Origin of the sequence: Massilia arenae (assembly GCF_008014745.1) — a bacterium.
Taxonomy (GTDB): Bacteria; Pseudomonadota; Gammaproteobacteria; order Burkholderiales; family Burkholderiaceae_D; genus Telluria; species Telluria arenae.
In genome coordinates this window covers 316,958-331,776 of sequence record NZ_VPFD01000003.1, presented here as the reverse complement: position 1 = coordinate 331,776, position 14,819 = coordinate 316,958, and the positions used below count along the sequence as shown (strand labels likewise).

Sequence of the window (14,819 nt, the reverse complement as noted above, 5' to 3'; positions counted from 1 at the left end):
GCTGAACCCAACAATCAATTCGCCCAGCATAGCTTTTGCACGGAACAAAGGCCAGCTACGGCGAGGAACATGATCGCACGATACTGAACACTTAGGCGCGGGTCATCGCTTTTCGGAAGCTTCGCTTCAGCTGCTCTCAGCGCACACACGACGTGGTGGCCTTCGGTGAGCAATGCCTGCAGCAGATGTTGCCCGATGAAACCGCTTGCCCCCGTCAGCAAAATCCGCATCCGTGCTTCCCTTCACATCGAGTAAAAGAGGATTGTATGGAAAATACGGCATTACAGCGCGCACTCATCTCCGGTGCGACCTCCAGCGTGCTCTCCACGGTGGCAATGGCCCTGGTCGGCAAGATCCAGTCAGGCAGCGCCTTCGCACCGACCAATGCCGTCAGCCATTATGTTCATGGGAATAAAGCAGGCTACCGCGACCGCTTCTCGCTGCGCTACACGGTGCCCGGCTACCTGATCCACCATGCCAGCGCGACCTTCTGGTCCTTCGTGTTCGAACGCGCCCTTGGTGGAGTAATGGACGGCAAGAATCCAATGGCCATCGCCGCCTCCTCGGCAGCAACGTCGGCATTCGCCGCCTTCACCGACTACAAGCTGACGCCCAGGGCCTTGCAGCCGGGGTATGAAAAGCGCCTGTCGCGCAATGCGCTGGGCGTGGTGTATGTGGGGTTTGCGATTGGCCTGGCGATCGGGGCGATCCTGACGCGCAAGGACCAGCCTTTGACACCGGGATAAGCAGCGCGGGCAGGTGGCCCGCGCTGAGGGGAACTCAGTGTGCGGCCGCTTTCTTGCCGCGCATGCGCTGCACCAGGGTCACCACGGCGAGCACCGCAGCGCCCACCAGCACGCCGACCACGGCATCGAACAGGATCGGCGCCAGGAAGGACAGCACCCCGCCAACCGCCGGCACATCGGCTACCGCCGCGGCCAGGCCCTGCGAAAAGTGGTGCAGCGCCGGCACCCCATGCGAGATGATGCCGCCGCCGACCAGGAACATGGCGGCGGTGCCGACCACGGCTAGCGTCTTCATCAGGCGTGGTGCGGCGGCCAGCAGGCCCCTGCCCACACCGCGGACGGCCTGGCTCTGGCTCTTGCTCAGGTGCAGGCCGGCATCATCCATCTTGACGATGGCGGCCACCAGGCCATAGACGCCGACCGTCATCGCCACCGCAATGACGACCAGCACTGCCGCTTGCTGGCCGAGCGCCATGCCGGCCACGACGCCGAGCGAGATCACGATGATCTCGGCCGACAGGATGAAGTCGGTGCGCACCGCACCCTTGATCTTGTCCTTTTCCATCTGCACGATGTCGACCGCCTGGTTGGCCACGGCCGCCTCGTGCTGCGCCTTGTGCTGGGCATCGTCTTGCGCGCTGTGCAGGTATTTGTGAGCGATCTTCTCGAAGCCCTCGAAGCACAGGAAGGCGCCGCCGATCATCAAGAGCGGCGTGATCAGCCAGGGCAGGAAGACCGAGATCGCCAGGGCGGCCGGCACCAGGATCGCCTTGTTGACCATCGATCCCTTGGCCACCGCCCACACCACCGGCAGCTCGCGGTCGGCCTTTACGCCCGAGACCTGCTGCGCGTTGAGCGCCAGGTCGTCGCCCAGCACGCCTGCGGTCTTCTTGGCTGCCACCTTGCTCATCGCAGCGACGTCGTCGAGGATGGTGGCGATATCGTCCAGGAGTGCAAGTAATCCGACTCCAGCCATGGTTCTGCTCCTTCATATCAAGTTGATACGATATTAACCGAGCCGCCAATTGCTGGCTACACGGTACACAACGCCGTTCGGCACGCCTTTTTGCATTTCATGCCTGGAAATCTGCATCTCGTCGCTTTTGCCGCGTAACTGGCGGTCTGCATACGTATAGTGCAACGCTGAAGGTTGCGGCACTGCAGCCTCGTCCCCCCAACGAAGGAGATCATCCGATGAATACCGATTCGATCCAGCCTGTCGCTTCCACTTCCGCTCCAGCCCGCCGCGTCCGTCCGCCGAAACGCAAGACCCGCATCACGATCTATCTCGACGACGAGGTGCTGAAGGAATTCCGCAACCTGTCCGAGCGTTGCGGCACCGGTTACCAGACCCTGATCAACGCCGCGCTGCGCAACCGTTTGGGCGGTCCGGTCATCGAATCTGGCGTCGCATAAGGCTTCCTTTCAAATTTCCCTCGGGGCGCGGCATTACACATAGCAATATTTATGCTAATCTTCCCGCTCTTTTAACCCCGGAGGGATTTATGAAAAAAGGCGAACTGATCGCAGAATTCGCGAAGCGCACCGAGATGTCGGGCGCTGCCGCTGGCGACGCCGTGAACACCATCATCGAGATCATCACCGAGCGCCTGAAAAAAGGCGACACGGTGGGCATCACCGGCTTCGGCACCTTCTCGGTGACCAAGCGCGCCGCACGCAAGGGCCGCAACCCTGCCACCGGCGAAGTGATCAAGATCGCGGCATCGAAGAGCCCGCGTTTCTCGGCTGGCGCGACCCTGAAGGCAGCGGTCAACCCGACCAAGAAGAAGTAATCAGTACCCGGCCTCGCGTCGCGGCCCGTTCACGGGTCGCACGCGCTGGCTGAATTTGCCGTTTTTGTCTCCCTGGCAGTAGCTTCCCCCTCCTCCGCAGCACCATCCATTTTTTTCACCACCATGAGCTTCGCCACCTGGATCGCCTTCGTCATTGCCGGTTCGCTGATTGCCATTTCGCCCGGTTCCGGCGCGGTCCTGTCGATGTCGCATGGCCTGGCCTACGGCCTCAAGAAGGCCAGCGCAACCGTCCTCGGCCTGCAGCTCGGCCTGGTCCTGGTGCTGGTCATCGCCGGCGCCGGCGTCGGTTCGCTGCTGCTGGCATCCTCGGTCGCCTTCACGGCGGTCAAGGTGATCGGTGCGCTCTACCTGATCTACCTTGGCGTCAGCCAGTGGCGCGCCGCCCCGGCGCCCGGCCCGACGGCGTCGACCGCCGGCCTGGAAGCGCATCCGTCGTTCGGCAAGCGCGTGCTGACCGGGTTTCTCACCAATACGACGAACCCGAAGGGCATCATCTTCATGGTCGCCGTGCTGCCGCAGTTCATTTCCAAGGATGCGCCGCTGCTCACCCAGCTGGCGATCCTGGGCGTGACCATGGTGGCGATCGATTCGATCGTGATGCACGGCTACGCCGCCCTGGCCGCCTCGATGCAGCGCTTCATGCGCGATCCGCGCCACATGCGCCTGCAGAACCGCGTGTTCGGCGCGGTGCTGGTGCTGATCGGCTCGATGTTATTCTTCGTCAAGCGCCAGCCGGCCTGAACCATCGTATTTCTGCTGGGCCGGCAGATGCAACTTTGTGTAACCCGCGTTGTCCATGCGGGAGCTCGAGCGTTGTAATGAGATTGAGCCACCCCGTCCGCGTTCCATCCTGGAGCATGTCATGACCCATCGCCGCTTTCATACCGCCGCCCTGCTCGCTCTGGCTGCGATTTCCACCTGCGCGTCCGCCCAGACCGTGCTGCAGACCGACCCGCCAGGGCAGGTTGAGGTCGCTGGCAACGGCGTCATCGAGACCGAGCCGCCGGGCCGGGTGGGCCGCGTTTCGCTGGTCCAGGGCAAGGTCGAGATCGGCGGCGATATTGGCACCGAGAGCAACGCCGCCGTGGTCAACTGGCCGGTCACCACCCGCAACCTCGTCACGACCTCGCCCGGCGCCCGCACCGAGATCCGCATCGGCTCGACGTCGATCCGCCTGGACGGCGACAGCTCGCTCGAGCTCACCGAACTGGACGACGACAGCCTGCGCCTGCGCCTGCACTTCGGCAGCGCCAGCATCCGCGTCATGAACAGCGAAGTGGTGCCCGAGTTCGAACTGCGCACGGCGCAGGCGACCGTGCGCCTGACCCAGCCGGGCCGCCTGCGCGTGGATGCCGACCGCGTGCCCGACACCAGCGTGGTGAGCGTGCTCGATGGCGAGGCCCAGGTCGACGGCGCCGGCGCCAGCCTCACCGTCCGCACCGGCCGCAGCGCCGAGGTACGCGACGAGGACGTGAATACGCGCCAGGCGCGACGCGATGAATTCGACGACTGGGCGCTCACGCGCGACCAGACCCTGGTGGCCGAGCAATCCTCGCGCTACATCGGCACCGAGATGACCGGCTACGAAGAGCTCGACCGCCACGGCAGCTGGAGCACCCATTCCGACTACGGCAGCCTATGGACGCCGACCGTGGTGGCATCCGACTGGACGCCCTACCGCGACGGCCAGTGGAGCTATATCGCGCCGTGGGGCTGGACCTGGGTCGACAACGCGCCATGGGGCTATGCGCCCTTCCACTACGGCCGCTGGGTGCAGGTGCACAACCGCTGGGCCTGGGCCCCGGGCCGCCTCGAGCGGCGGCCGGTGTGGTCGCCGGCGCTGGTCGGCTGGGTCGGCGGCGGCAACTGGAGCGTCGGCTTCGCCTCGCACAACCTGCACGCGCATGGCTGGTATCCGCTCAGCCCCTACGACCGCTACGTGCCCGGCTACCGCCTGTCCAACGAGCGCCTGCGGCGCCTGAACGACTGGCGCCACGCCACCCGCCGCGCGGCCCAGCAGCGGCCGGGACACCACGGCCTGACCGTGGTGCCGCGCGAGCACTTCGGCGGCCGTGGACCAGTGGTCGTGCCGCGCGCGCCGCGCCCCGACCGCCCGAACTTCGCGCTGCCGCGCGGCCAGGGCAGCGCCCCGCCGCCGCCGCTGGTGGCGCGCGCCGACTGGAACCGCGGTAACGACGCGCGGCGCGACCTGCTCGAGCGGCGCGAGGTGCGCCAGCGCCTGGAGACCGGCCAGGTGACGCGCGACGGCTTCGTGCAGGATCGCGGCCGTCCCGAGCCAGACCCGATGGCGCGCCAGCGCGAGAGTAACGAGCGCCTGTCGCGCGAGCGCATGCAGCAGCAGGAGCGCGTCGTGCGCCAGCAGGAAGAGCGCGACCGCATGCAGCGCGACCTGGACAACCGCATGCAGGCTGACCGCATGAGTTTCGGGCGCCACACCGAGCGCGAACGCGAGCAGCGCGACCGCATGCGCGAGCGGGCCGAACGCAGCCAGCAATTGCAGCAACTGCAACAGCAACAGCGGCCGCCGGCCATGGCGACCAATCCGGCGCCATCCTTTTCGCGTCCCGAGCCGCGTCCGATGCCGCGGCCCGACGTGCGTCCGCCGCCGCAGATGGTGGCCGCCCCGCCGCCACGGCTCGCCCCGCCGCCGCAGATGGTCGCCCCGCCCGCCCCGCGCCCGCAACCTTCCGCCCCCGCCTTCACGCCGCGCGGCGGCGGCGAGCAGCGCGCCCATACCGATGCACGTGGCCGGCAAATCCAGGAACGCTGAGGAAAACGCCGGCATTGGCTACAATGCGCATTTACACAGGATTAAGTCATGGACCCGAAAGAATCCCTCATCGAATACCCGAGCGAATTCCCGATCAAGGTGATGGGCGCGACCCATATCGATTTCGCTCCCACCATCCTCGCGCTGGTGACCCAGCTCGATCCGACTTTCCACGAAGGCAAGCTGGAAACCCGTCCTTCGGCCAAGGGCAACTACACCGGCCTGACCGTCACCATCACCGCCACCAGCCGCGAGATGCTGGACGAGGTGTACCGCACCCTGTCGACCCACCCGATGGTCAAGATGGTGCTGTAAGGACGCATTGCCATATCCGCATTGCCATATCGACAGGCGGTGGGCCGGGCTGCCTGTTCAGCAGGCACACCCCATCGTGCTGGCTTATAATGACGGGGCTGTCCATACTATGGCCCGATGCCTCGTCCCGATTCCATGTCCTCGATTCACCCAGCAACGCCGCTCGTCCGTGAACTCGGCCGTGCCGATTACGAACCCACCTTCGCCGCCATGCGCGCCTTCACCGACGCGCGCACGCCCGAGACCCGGGACGAGTTGTGGATCGTCGAGCACCCGCCCGTGTTCACGCTGGGCCTGGGCGCCGATCCGGGCCACGTGCTGGCGCCGCAGGGCGTGCCGGTGGTCCAGACCGACCGCGGCGGCGAGGTCACTTACCATGGCCCGGGCCAGGTCGTGATCTACCTGTTGATGGACTTGCGCCGCAACAAGCCAGGCGGCAAGCTGTACGCGCGCCAGTTTGTGGAAAAAATCGAACAGGCGGTGATCGATGTATTAGGGGCGTATAATCTGGCCGGTGAGCGCATCGCCGGCGCGCCCGGCATCTATATCGCCGAAGGCCCGCGCAAGGGCGCCAAGATCGCCGCGCTGGGCCTCAAGGTGCGCGGCAACGGCTGCACCTATCACGGCGTATCGCTGAACGTGGGCATGGACCTGGCCCCGTTTACCTGGATCAACCCGTGCGGCTATTCGGGACTGGCTACGGTCGATATGCGCACCATGGGCGTCGAGGCGCCGCTGGCGGACGTCCAGCAGGCGCTGGCCCAGGCCCTGACCCTGCATCTCGGGCAGCAAATCGAACCCAGCCAAGTCCGAACCGAACAAACCAACTGACGCCCTTCTGGGGCAACGAGCCAAATGACTTCCGAAATCGACACCGGCATCGCCTCCGCATCCGCCTACAACGCCAGCGAAAAGCAGAAAGGCGCCAGCAAGACGTCGCGCATCCCGATCAAGATCGTGCCGATCGCGGACGTCGAGCGTCTGAAAAAGCCGGACTGGATCCGCGTCAAGGCCGCCACCGCCTCGTCGCGCTTCTACGAGATCAAGGACATCCTGCGCGCCAACAACCTGGTGACGGTGTGCGAGGAAGCCAGCTGCCCGAACATCGGCGAATGCTTCGGCAAGGGCACCGCGACCTTCATGATCATGGGCGACAAGTGCACCCGCCGCTGCCCGTTCTGCGACGTCGGCCACGGCCGCCCGGACCCGCTGGATGTGAATGAGCCGGGCAACCTGGCCAAGACCATCGCCGACCTGCGCCTGTCCTATGTCGTGATCACCTCGGTCGACCGCGACGACCTGCGCGACGGCGGCGCCGGCCACTTCGTCGAGTGCATCCAGAAGACCCGCGCGCTGTCGCCCAACACCAAGATCGAAGTGCTGGTGCCGGACTTCCGCGGCCGCCTCGAAAAAGCATTGAACATCTTCGCCGACGGCTTGCCTGACGTGATGAACCACAACCTGGAAACCGTGCCGCGCCTGTACAAGGAAGCGCGTCCGGGCGCCGACTATACGCACTCGCTGGTACTGCTGCGCGATTTCAAGAAGATGTACCCGAACGCGGTCACCAAGTCGGGCCTGATGGTCGGCCTGGGCGAGACCGACGAAGAGATCCTGCAAGTGATGCGCGACATGCGCGAGCATGACATCGACATGCTCACCATCGGCCAGTACCTGGCGCCGACCAACTCGCACCTGCCGGTGCGCCGCTACGTGCACCCGGACGTCTTCAAGATGTTCGAAGAGAAGGCGTATGAGATGGGCTTCGTGCATGCGGCCGTGGGCGCGATGGTGCGCTCGTCGTATCACGCCGACCAGCAGGCGCATAACGCGGGCGTGGCTGCTTAAGCACCTCGTCGCAGCAGTAAAGTTTCAGTACGCACGTCGTCCCCGCGCAGGCGGGGACCCAAGTCTCGAGCAAACCACCTGGACAGATGTCAGTGGCTGCTCGAAGCACCTTGGGTCCCCGCCTTCGCGGGGAGTCTTTTTTGCCAGTGGCAAAAAAGACGTTTTTGCGCTAACGGTCGATGGCATCCGAACGATGTCTCCGGCGCCAGCGCGATATAGTAAGGCCAACCAGATATCCAGCTTCCAGCCATGAGCGATCACCCAGTTCTACTTCCCGCTGACAACCCCGAACCCGACGACGCCTTCCTCGAGCGCGAACTTGGCCTGGCCGCGCGCGGCATCGAGCTGGTCAAGCTTGAAGGCCGCGTCTTCCTGCGCTTCTCGGGTGAGGTGAGGTACGAAGGCTTGCGCGTGCCCTACCGCCTGGTGCCGGGACGCGGCGTACTGGCCAAGCCGAGCAAGTGGCGCAAGATGGACTTGCTGGCGCGGCGCGAGCTGATCGAGGAACGCACCAACGAGGAAGACCTGCAGCGCCTGCACGCCGAGACCGAGGAATTCGTGCGCGACATCGCCGAGGATGCCGACGAATTCGGCTGGGACCCGATGACCTTCCTCGACGTGCTGGATGAACTCGAAACCTCCGAGCCGGCCGAGTACGTGTTCCAGCGCATCTCGCAGCGCCTGACCCACGCGGCCGAGCGCGAAGAGGAAGAACGCCACGCGGCGCGCACCAAGGAAAGCATCAACCTGGCCGAGTATCCGCGTTCGTTCGAGGTGGCCAGCCGCATGCAGCGCAAGTTCATCGCGCTGCTCGGGCCGACCAACTCGGGCAAGACCCATCGCGCGATGGAAGCGCTGGCCAAGGCCGGCAGCGGCGTGTATCTCGCGCCGCTGCGCTTGCTGGCGCTGGAGAACTACGAGCGCCTGCAGGCCGCGCGGCCGCATGGCGAAGAAATCAAGGTCAGCCTGATCACCGGCGAGGAGCGACGCCTGGTGGAGGGTTCGACCCACGTCGCCAGCACGGTGGAGATGCTCGACACCAAGACGCCGGTGGAAGTGGCCGTGATCGACGAGATCCAGATGCTGGCCGACCGCGACCGCGGCGCTGCCTGGACCACCGCCGTGTGCGGCGCGCCGGCGAACGTCGTGTACCTGGTTGGCGCGGTGGAAGCGCGGCGCGCGATCGAGGCGCTGGCCGAGCGCCTGGAGGTGCCGCTCGAGGTGCACGTCCTGAAACGCATGGGGCCGCTGTCGATGGAGCCGACCAGCGTGCGCAAGCTGTCGAACCTGCATCGCGGCGACGCCGTGATCTGCTTCTCTCGGCGCGAGGTCCTGATGTGGCGCGACATGATCACCGAGAAGGGGCTATCGGTGGCGACCGTCTACGGCAATCTGTCGCCCGAGGTGCGCCGGGCCCAGGCCGAGCGCTTCCGCGAAGGTCAGGCCGACATCGTGGTGGGCACCGATGCGCTGGCGATGGGCCTGAACATGCCGATCGCGCGCATCGTGATGACCACCACGGTCAAGTACAACGGCGTCGAGGAAGAAGAGATCCCGGCGGCGCTGGCCAGGCAGATCGCGGGCCGGGCAGGGCGCTATGGCGTGCACGAGGAAGGCTTCGTTGCCGGCTACGACGACGACACCCACCAGGTGATGCGCGCGCTGATGAAGGAAAAGGTCCCGCCGGTGGCCGCCACCGGCTTCGCGGTCGCGCCATCGCTCGAGCAGCTGCACCGCATCGCGGCGGTGACCGGCGAGACCTCGCTGGTCAAGCTCCTGAAACGCTTCGTGCACAATATCGACGTGCCGGACGGCTTCTTCTATCCACGCATCACCGAGGAACAGAACGAGCGCGCCGAATGGCTCGACACGCTGCCGCTGTCGGTGGCGGAAAAATTCATGCTGTCGCTGGTGCCGATCTCGAGCCGCGTGCCGGTGCTGCAAAGCGCCTGGGAACACTGGGCGCTGTCGCTGGCCAAGAAGAAGGTGGTCAAGTTGCAGCCGCATCCGAATCCGCAGCACCTGTTCCACATGAACCTGCAAGAGGTCGAGGATACCTGCCGCGTGTACTCGGCCTATGCCTGGCTGGGTTACCGTGAGCCGGAATACTTCCCGAGCATCGAGCTGGCCCAGGAGCTGGCGCGCGAGGCGGCGGAGCGGGTCGATGCGGTGCTGCAGCAGCAGAATTCGGCGGCGCGCAGGCGGCAGGGGAGCAAGCCGGGCGGCCGGCCGGGCGCCAAGCCAGGCAGCAGGCAGGGCGGCGGCAAGCGGCGTTGAGCGCGGCCGACTAGAAGCTTCACTCGAACCAGGTACGCGTTCCCGGTGTACGATGCCGTTTTTTACAACAACATCGAGACACACGTGAATACCAAGTACACCCCGGAAGCCTTCAACGAATTCGGCGCCAAGTTCCTCCCCGGCCACCTGGGCATCCGCATCACTGAAGTCAGCCCCGGCAAGCTGTCGGCCGAGATGAAGGTCGAGCCGCAGCTGCTGGCGCCTAATGGCTACCTGCACGCCGGCAGCGTGGTCACGCTGGCCGATACCTGCGCCGGCTATGGCTGCGTCAGCAACCTGCCGGAAGGCGCGCAGAACTTCACCACCATCGAACTGAAATCGAACCACCTGGGCACCGCGCGCGAAGGCACCTTGGCCTGCACCGCCACCGCGGTCCACCTGGGCCGCACCACGCAGGTGTGGGATGCAACCGTTACGGACCAGGCCAGCGGCAAGACCATCGCCCTGTTCCGCTGCACCCAGATGATTCTTTACCCTAAAGCTTAAAGAATCAGCCCGCCAGTTCCTTCTCGATCAGCTTGTGCACGGCCGCGAAATCCGGCTCGCCCACATAGGTCTTGAGGATGCGGCCCTGCTTGTCGATCAGGAAGGTGGTCGGGGTCAGGGTGACGTCGCCGAACTGGCGCGCGATGTCGCCGGCCGAATCCAGCGCCACCTTGAACGGTAGCTTGCGCTGCTCGGCGAAGTTCAGCACGTAGTCGGGGCGGTCGTACTGCATCGCGACGGCGACGAACTCCAGGCCCTGGTCCTTGTACTTGTTGTAGGTCGCGACCATGTCCGGCATCTCCTTGACGCAGGTGACGCAGGAAGTGGCCCAGAAGTTGACCATCACGACCTTGCCGCGCAAGGATTCGGTGCTGATCTTTTCACCGGCGATGCTGATGAAGGTGACATCCGGCGCCTGCGTGGTGCTGCTGAACGAGGCGTAGCCGATGCCGGCCAGGGCGAGCACCACGGCGCCGATGGCGGCGGGCTTGAACCAGGAACGGGAAGAGTTGGGAGCGGTCATGGTCGATCGATATAAAAAAACGGCAGGACCATTATAGTCCTGCCGCTTCTTGTGGGCTGATGAGGGCCTTTTTTAGTCCAGCGAAGCCTGCACGGGGCTGTTCTGCCGCACGCGTGGATCTTCTTCGTTGATGTATTCAAAGATCTTCACCACGCGGGTCACGCCCGAGACGCCCTTGGCGACGTCAGCGGCGATATTGCCTTCGCGCGGGGTGACGAGGCCCATCAGGTAGACCACGCCGCGTTCGGTGGTGACTTTGAACGAGATCGCCGACACGGTCTTCATGTCGACCAGGCTGGCCTTGACCTTGGTGGTGATCAGGGCGTCGTTCGAGCGCGAGGTGTAGCTCGACGAGCCGGAGACCTGCAGTTCGTTGATGACCGATACCACGTTGGCGATCGCGCGCACCTGGCGCTCTGCCGCCTGCTTCATGGCTTCGTCGCGCACTTCGCCGGTGAGCAGCACGCGGCGATTGAAACTGGTGACGTTGACGTTGCCGGCGTCGCCGGTGACCTTGCGCATTTCGAGCTCGGCCTTGACCGTGATCGACTTGTCTTCGGTCTGGGCGCCCAGCGTGCGGCGGTCGACCGTCGACACGGCGCCCGCCACGCCGGCGCCGACCACCAGGCCGAAGCAGCCCGACAGCGAGGCGGCCAGGGCAGTGCCTAGTACGATCTTGGTCAACAGCGTCTTGGTCAACAGCGCGGCCATGGGCCGGCGGGTGTTACGCATTCTCGTCTCCTCCGAACAGCGCGACGTCGATGCCGTCGCAGATGCAGTGAATGGCGCACAAATGGACTTCCTGGATGCGCGCGGTGCGTGCATGCGGGACGTTGATGTGCACGTCGGCGTCGGTCAGCAGCTTAGCCAGAGCGCCGCCGTCCTTGCCGGTAAAGGCCACGATGCGCATCTCGCGCTCCAGGGCCGCCTCGACCGCGGCCAGCACATTGGCCGAGTTGCCCGAGGTCGAAATCGCCAGCAGGATGTCGCCCGCCTGGCCGAATGCCTGCACCTGCTTCGAGAAGATCTCCTTGAAGCTGTAGTCGTTGCCGACCGCGGTCAGGATCGAGGTGTCGGTGGTCAGGGCGATCGCCGGCAGCGGGAAGCGCTCCCGCTCGAAACGGCCGACCAGCTCGGCCGCGAAGTGCTGGCAGTCAGCGGCCGAGCCGCCATTGCCGCAGGCCAGGATCTTGTTGCCGTTGGAGAGGGCGCTGAACATGAGTTCTACCGCCGCCGAAATGGAAGGAGCCAGGGTGGCGGCCGACTTCATCTTCAGGTCGGCGCTCTCCTGGAAGTGAGCGAGGATGCGTTGAGTATTCATAGCCGAGGATTATAGTGCAGTGGCAACCCGACCTGAGCAAGCGCAGTAAAAATTGCTTACACTTCAATGATGTTCCGCAACCATTCAATTTGCTCGCCATCGATGGCGACCAGGTCGAAACGGCAGGGAGGAGTGATGGGAAAACGCAACAGATAGACTTGCGCCGCACAGACCAGGCGGCGCATCTTGGCAGGGGTGATGCTGGCGGCGGCGCCGCCGTGGTCGCGGTCGGCGCGCTGGCGCACCTCGACGAACACCAGGGTTGCGCCATCGCGCATGATCAGGTCGATCTCGCCGCCTTTGCAGCGAAAATTCTCTTCGACCCGGGACAGTTTATGGTGTTTTAAGTAGTCGAGTGCGGCGCGTTCCCATTGCTGGCCCTGGGCCTGCCGTCTGGACAGGCGTAGGGGCCACATTTCATAAACCGGTCGCGACCGGTTCGAACACGCGGCGCGGTGGCGGGACGCTGTCGCCGCCGGCATCGTCGGTGAGGATTTGTTCGGTCGGGCCGTTGTCGCGCACCACGACGCCGGTCTCGACGCGGCGGAAGGCGCGATCTCCTTGCCCCATGTTCACCGCCAGGCGGCCGGTGGCGCCATCGAGCTCGAACGAGCCGGTCGGACGCTGCGCCAGTTCGCGCGCGATGCGGAAGGCGTCGATGCCGAGCGCGTACAGGCGCTGCGGGTCGAGCCCCTGGCTGCCGGCGCTCCAGCGCGAATAGCCGGCGACGGCCGGATGGTCGGGCTGCACGGTCCAGGGCAGGTCGAGGAAGCGCACGCCGACCAGTTCGGCCGGCACGCTGGACATGTCGAGGCCCGGGTTGACCGAGGCGGTGCCATAGGTCGGCAGCGAAGTGCCGATCGCCATGCGCACCTGGCGCAGGCCGTTGGCGTCGAGCGCGGCGTAGACCAGCTGCGGCGGTTCGGCCGACAGGCGCGCGCGCAGCTCGGCCAGCGCATTGCCATCGACGTAGCCGCCTTCGGCCGGCAGTTCGACCGTGGCATGCGTGCGGCCCAGTTCTGCCCAGCGCTGGCTGAAGGCGCCCGACAGGCGTTGCTGCCAGGTGGCGCGGCCGGTGAGCACCAGGGCCTGGCCGCCTGCCTGTTCGCTGGCGGCCCATTCGGCGACCTGGCGTGCCTCGTCTTCGAGCGACAGGCCGATGACCAGCATCTGGCGCGGCAGCGGGGAATTGACTTGCGGGTGGTTCAGGGCGATGGTCGGCTTGCTGATCGCGCCGCTGGTGGCCAGCGACGCCACGGCGGAACGCGCCAGCGGGCCGACCACGATATCGTTTTGTTCGGCCGCGCTGCGGTAGGCGTCGAGCGCCGCCTGCGCCGAGTCGCCGGTGGGCACCAGGTTGACGGTGACGCCTTCGGGCTGCTGTTCATGGGCGGCCATGAAGCCGGCGCGCACCGCCTCGGCCGGCTGGGCCAGCGCCTGCGAGTCGAGCGGCAGCAGCAGCGCCACGCGCACGGCCGGGCCGCTGTAGGGCGCCGACGATGGCGCCGCGGCGCGCGGGCTGCCGCCGGCGCTCGGCGGCAGTTCGACCGGATTGGTCTGTACGCCACTTTCGTCACGCGGCGGCGGCGTGTAAGCTGGCGCCGGCGGCGGCGCATTTGTTACCGGCGCACCGGCACTGCACACGCCACCCGGCATGCCGCAACCGGTATCGGGAGGCAATGGCGTGCTGCCGCAACCGGCTAATAGTGTAATTACGGCGGCCGCGAGCAAGCCCGGTAGATTTTTTTTCTTCAGCATCGGAACCCTTTATGACAGATCAGCAGACCATCGACATCGCCCGACTTCCCGTCATGGGCGAGGCGGCCCAGCAGTCCTATCCTACCGCAACGCTGTACGTCGTGGCTACTCCGATCGGCAACGTTACTGACATCACCCTGCGTGCTTTACACCTGCTGGCACTCGCCGACGTGGTCGCCTGCGAGGACACGCGCAAGACCGGCGCGCTGCTGCAGCGCTTCGGCCTCTCCCAGCCGACCATCGCCGCGCACCAGCACAACGAGCGCGAAGTGGCCGATAAAATCGTCGAGCGCCTGCGCGCCGGACAGCGCGTGGCGCTGGTGTCCGACGCCGGCACGCCGGGCGTGTCCGATCCCGGCGCGCGCATCGTCGACGCGGTGCGCACCGCCGGCCTGAACGTGGTGCCATTGCCCGGCCCCTCGGCCGCGATCGCGGCGCTGTCGGCCAGCGGCCTGGTGAACGACCGTTTTCACTTCGTCGGCTTTTTGCCGGCCAAGGCCAAGGGCCGCGAGACGGCGCTGGCGCCATTGGCACGCGAGACCTCGACCCTGGTGTTCTATGAGGCGCCGCACCGCATCGTCGACTGCGTCGAGGCGCTGGCGGCGGCCTTCGAGCCGACCCGGCAGGTGGTGTTTGCCCGCGAGCTGAGCAAGATGTTCGAGGAAGTGCACCGCTGCGAACTGAAGGATGCGCTGGAGTGGGTCAAGGCTGACCAGCACCGGGAGCGCGGGGAGTTCGTGGTGCTGGTGGCGGGGGCGCTCGAGGCGACCGACGCCGAAGACGCCGAAGCCGAGCGCATCTTGCAGATTCTGCTGAGCGAATGCAGCGTCAAGCAGGCAGCCAATTTGACGGCGCAGATCACGGGGCGCAAGAAGAATGCCCTGTATGACCGCGCCTTGCAGATCAAGGGCGAATGACG

General features: G+C 65.8%; 18 protein-coding genes. 11 read left to right on the top strand and 7 right to left on the bottom strand.

Annotation, left to right across the window (positions count from 1 at the left end; all coding sequences use genetic code 11):
* Positions 1-14: 14 nt before the first annotated feature.
* Positions 15-230, bottom strand: a complete 216-nt coding sequence (locus tag FVD38_RS04105; RefSeq protein ID WP_229493392.1) for an NAD-dependent epimerase/dehydratase family protein — start codon at positions 228-230, stop codon at positions 15-17.
* Between the two features lie 36 nt (positions 231-266).
* Here FVD38_RS04105 and FVD38_RS04100 point away from each other — a divergent pair, with 36 nt between their 5' ends.
* Positions 267-746 carry a hypothetical protein gene (locus FVD38_RS04100; protein ID WP_123068402.1) on the top strand — a complete coding sequence of 160 codons (480 nt, stop codon included), beginning with the start codon at positions 267-269 and terminating at the stop codon, positions 744-746.
* A gap of 34 nt (positions 747-780) precedes the next feature.
* Here the strand turns inward: FVD38_RS04100 and FVD38_RS04095 are convergent, their stop codons facing one another.
* Positions 781-1,722, bottom strand: coding sequence for a DUF808 domain-containing protein (locus tag FVD38_RS04095; RefSeq protein WP_147933633.1), 942 nt, complete (start codon positions 1,720-1,722; stop codon positions 781-783).
* Between the two features lie 218 nt (positions 1,723-1,940).
* Between FVD38_RS04095 and FVD38_RS04090 the strand changes: the two genes are divergently transcribed.
* From FVD38_RS04090 to FVD38_RS04050, 9 genes are all read left to right on the top strand, one after another.
* Complete coding sequence (locus FVD38_RS04090) at positions 1,941-2,162, top strand: BrnA antitoxin family protein (protein ID WP_147933632.1); 222 nt, start codon at positions 1,941-1,943, stop codon at positions 2,160-2,162.
* Between the two features lie 89 nt (positions 2,163-2,251).
* Positions 2,252-2,539 carry an HU family DNA-binding protein gene (locus FVD38_RS04085; protein ID WP_005664253.1) on the top strand — a complete coding sequence of 96 codons (288 nt, stop codon included), beginning with the start codon at positions 2,252-2,254 and terminating at the stop codon, positions 2,537-2,539.
* Between the two features lie 123 nt (positions 2,540-2,662).
* On the top strand, positions 2,663-3,301 hold the full coding sequence (locus FVD38_RS04080) for a LysE family transporter (protein ID WP_147933631.1): 639 nt from the start codon (positions 2,663-2,665) through the stop codon (positions 3,299-3,301).
* Between the two features lie 121 nt (positions 3,302-3,422).
* Positions 3,423-5,351 carry a DUF6600 domain-containing protein gene (locus FVD38_RS04075; RefSeq protein WP_187271469.1) on the top strand — a complete coding sequence of 643 codons (1,929 nt, stop codon included), beginning with the start codon at positions 3,423-3,425 and terminating at the stop codon, positions 5,349-5,351.
* Between the two features lie 48 nt (positions 5,352-5,399).
* A complete protein-coding gene (locus FVD38_RS04070) occupies positions 5,400-5,666 on the top strand; it encodes a DUF493 family protein (protein ID WP_123068407.1) in 267 nt (88 codons plus the stop codon).
* Between the two features lie 135 nt (positions 5,667-5,801).
* Positions 5,802-6,497, top strand: coding sequence for a lipoyl(octanoyl) transferase LipB (lipB, locus tag FVD38_RS04065; RefSeq protein WP_123068408.1), 696 nt, complete (start codon positions 5,802-5,804; stop codon positions 6,495-6,497).
* Between the two features lie 24 nt (positions 6,498-6,521).
* Positions 6,522-7,514: a lipoyl synthase gene (gene lipA, locus FVD38_RS04060; protein WP_123068409.1), complete on the top strand. Its 993-nt coding sequence runs from the start codon at positions 6,522-6,524 to the stop codon at positions 7,512-7,514.
* 249 nt (positions 7,515-7,763) lie between these two features.
* Positions 7,764-9,791 carry a helicase-related protein gene (locus FVD38_RS04055; RefSeq protein WP_147933629.1) on the top strand — a complete coding sequence of 676 codons (2,028 nt, stop codon included), beginning with the start codon at positions 7,764-7,766 and terminating at the stop codon, positions 9,789-9,791.
* An 84-nt stretch (positions 9,792-9,875) separates the two neighbouring features.
* Complete coding sequence (locus tag FVD38_RS04050) at positions 9,876-10,298, top strand: PaaI family thioesterase (protein WP_229414851.1); 423 nt, start codon at positions 9,876-9,878, stop codon at positions 10,296-10,298.
* 4 nt (positions 10,299-10,302) lie between these two features.
* Here the strand turns inward: FVD38_RS04050 and FVD38_RS04045 are convergent, their stop codons facing one another.
* The 5 genes from FVD38_RS04045 to FVD38_RS04025 form a co-directional block, all read right to left on the bottom strand.
* Entirely contained in the window at positions 10,303-10,821 is a 519-nt protein-coding gene (locus tag FVD38_RS04045; protein ID WP_147933628.1) for a TlpA disulfide reductase family protein, read from the bottom strand.
* A gap of 72 nt (positions 10,822-10,893) precedes the next feature.
* Positions 10,894-11,553, bottom strand: a complete 660-nt coding sequence (locus tag FVD38_RS04040; RefSeq protein WP_147933627.1) for a BON domain-containing protein — start codon at positions 11,551-11,553, stop codon at positions 10,894-10,896.
* Complete coding sequence (locus FVD38_RS04035) at positions 11,546-12,142, bottom strand: phosphoheptose isomerase (RefSeq protein WP_147933626.1); 597 nt, start codon at positions 12,140-12,142, stop codon at positions 11,546-11,548. The genes FVD38_RS04040 and FVD38_RS04035 overlap by 8 nt, the downstream gene beginning before the upstream one ends.
* Before the next feature lie 56 nt (positions 12,143-12,198).
* Positions 12,199-12,558 carry a YraN family protein gene (locus FVD38_RS04030; RefSeq protein WP_147933625.1) on the bottom strand — a complete coding sequence of 120 codons (360 nt, stop codon included), beginning with the start codon at positions 12,556-12,558 and terminating at the stop codon, positions 12,199-12,201.
* A gap of 1 nt (position 12,559) precedes the next feature.
* A complete protein-coding gene (locus tag FVD38_RS04025) occupies positions 12,560-13,900 on the bottom strand; it encodes a penicillin-binding protein activator (RefSeq protein WP_147933624.1) in 1,341 nt (446 codons plus the stop codon).
* Positions 13,901-13,911: 11 nt separating this feature from the next.
* Between FVD38_RS04025 and rsmI the strand changes: the two genes are divergently transcribed.
* Positions 13,912-14,817 (top strand): 16S rRNA (cytidine(1402)-2'-O)-methyltransferase, encoded by a 906-nt coding sequence (gene rsmI / locus FVD38_RS04020; RefSeq protein ID WP_147933623.1) that lies wholly within the window; start codon positions 13,912-13,914, stop codon positions 14,815-14,817.
* Positions 14,818-14,819 lie beyond the last annotated feature (2 nt).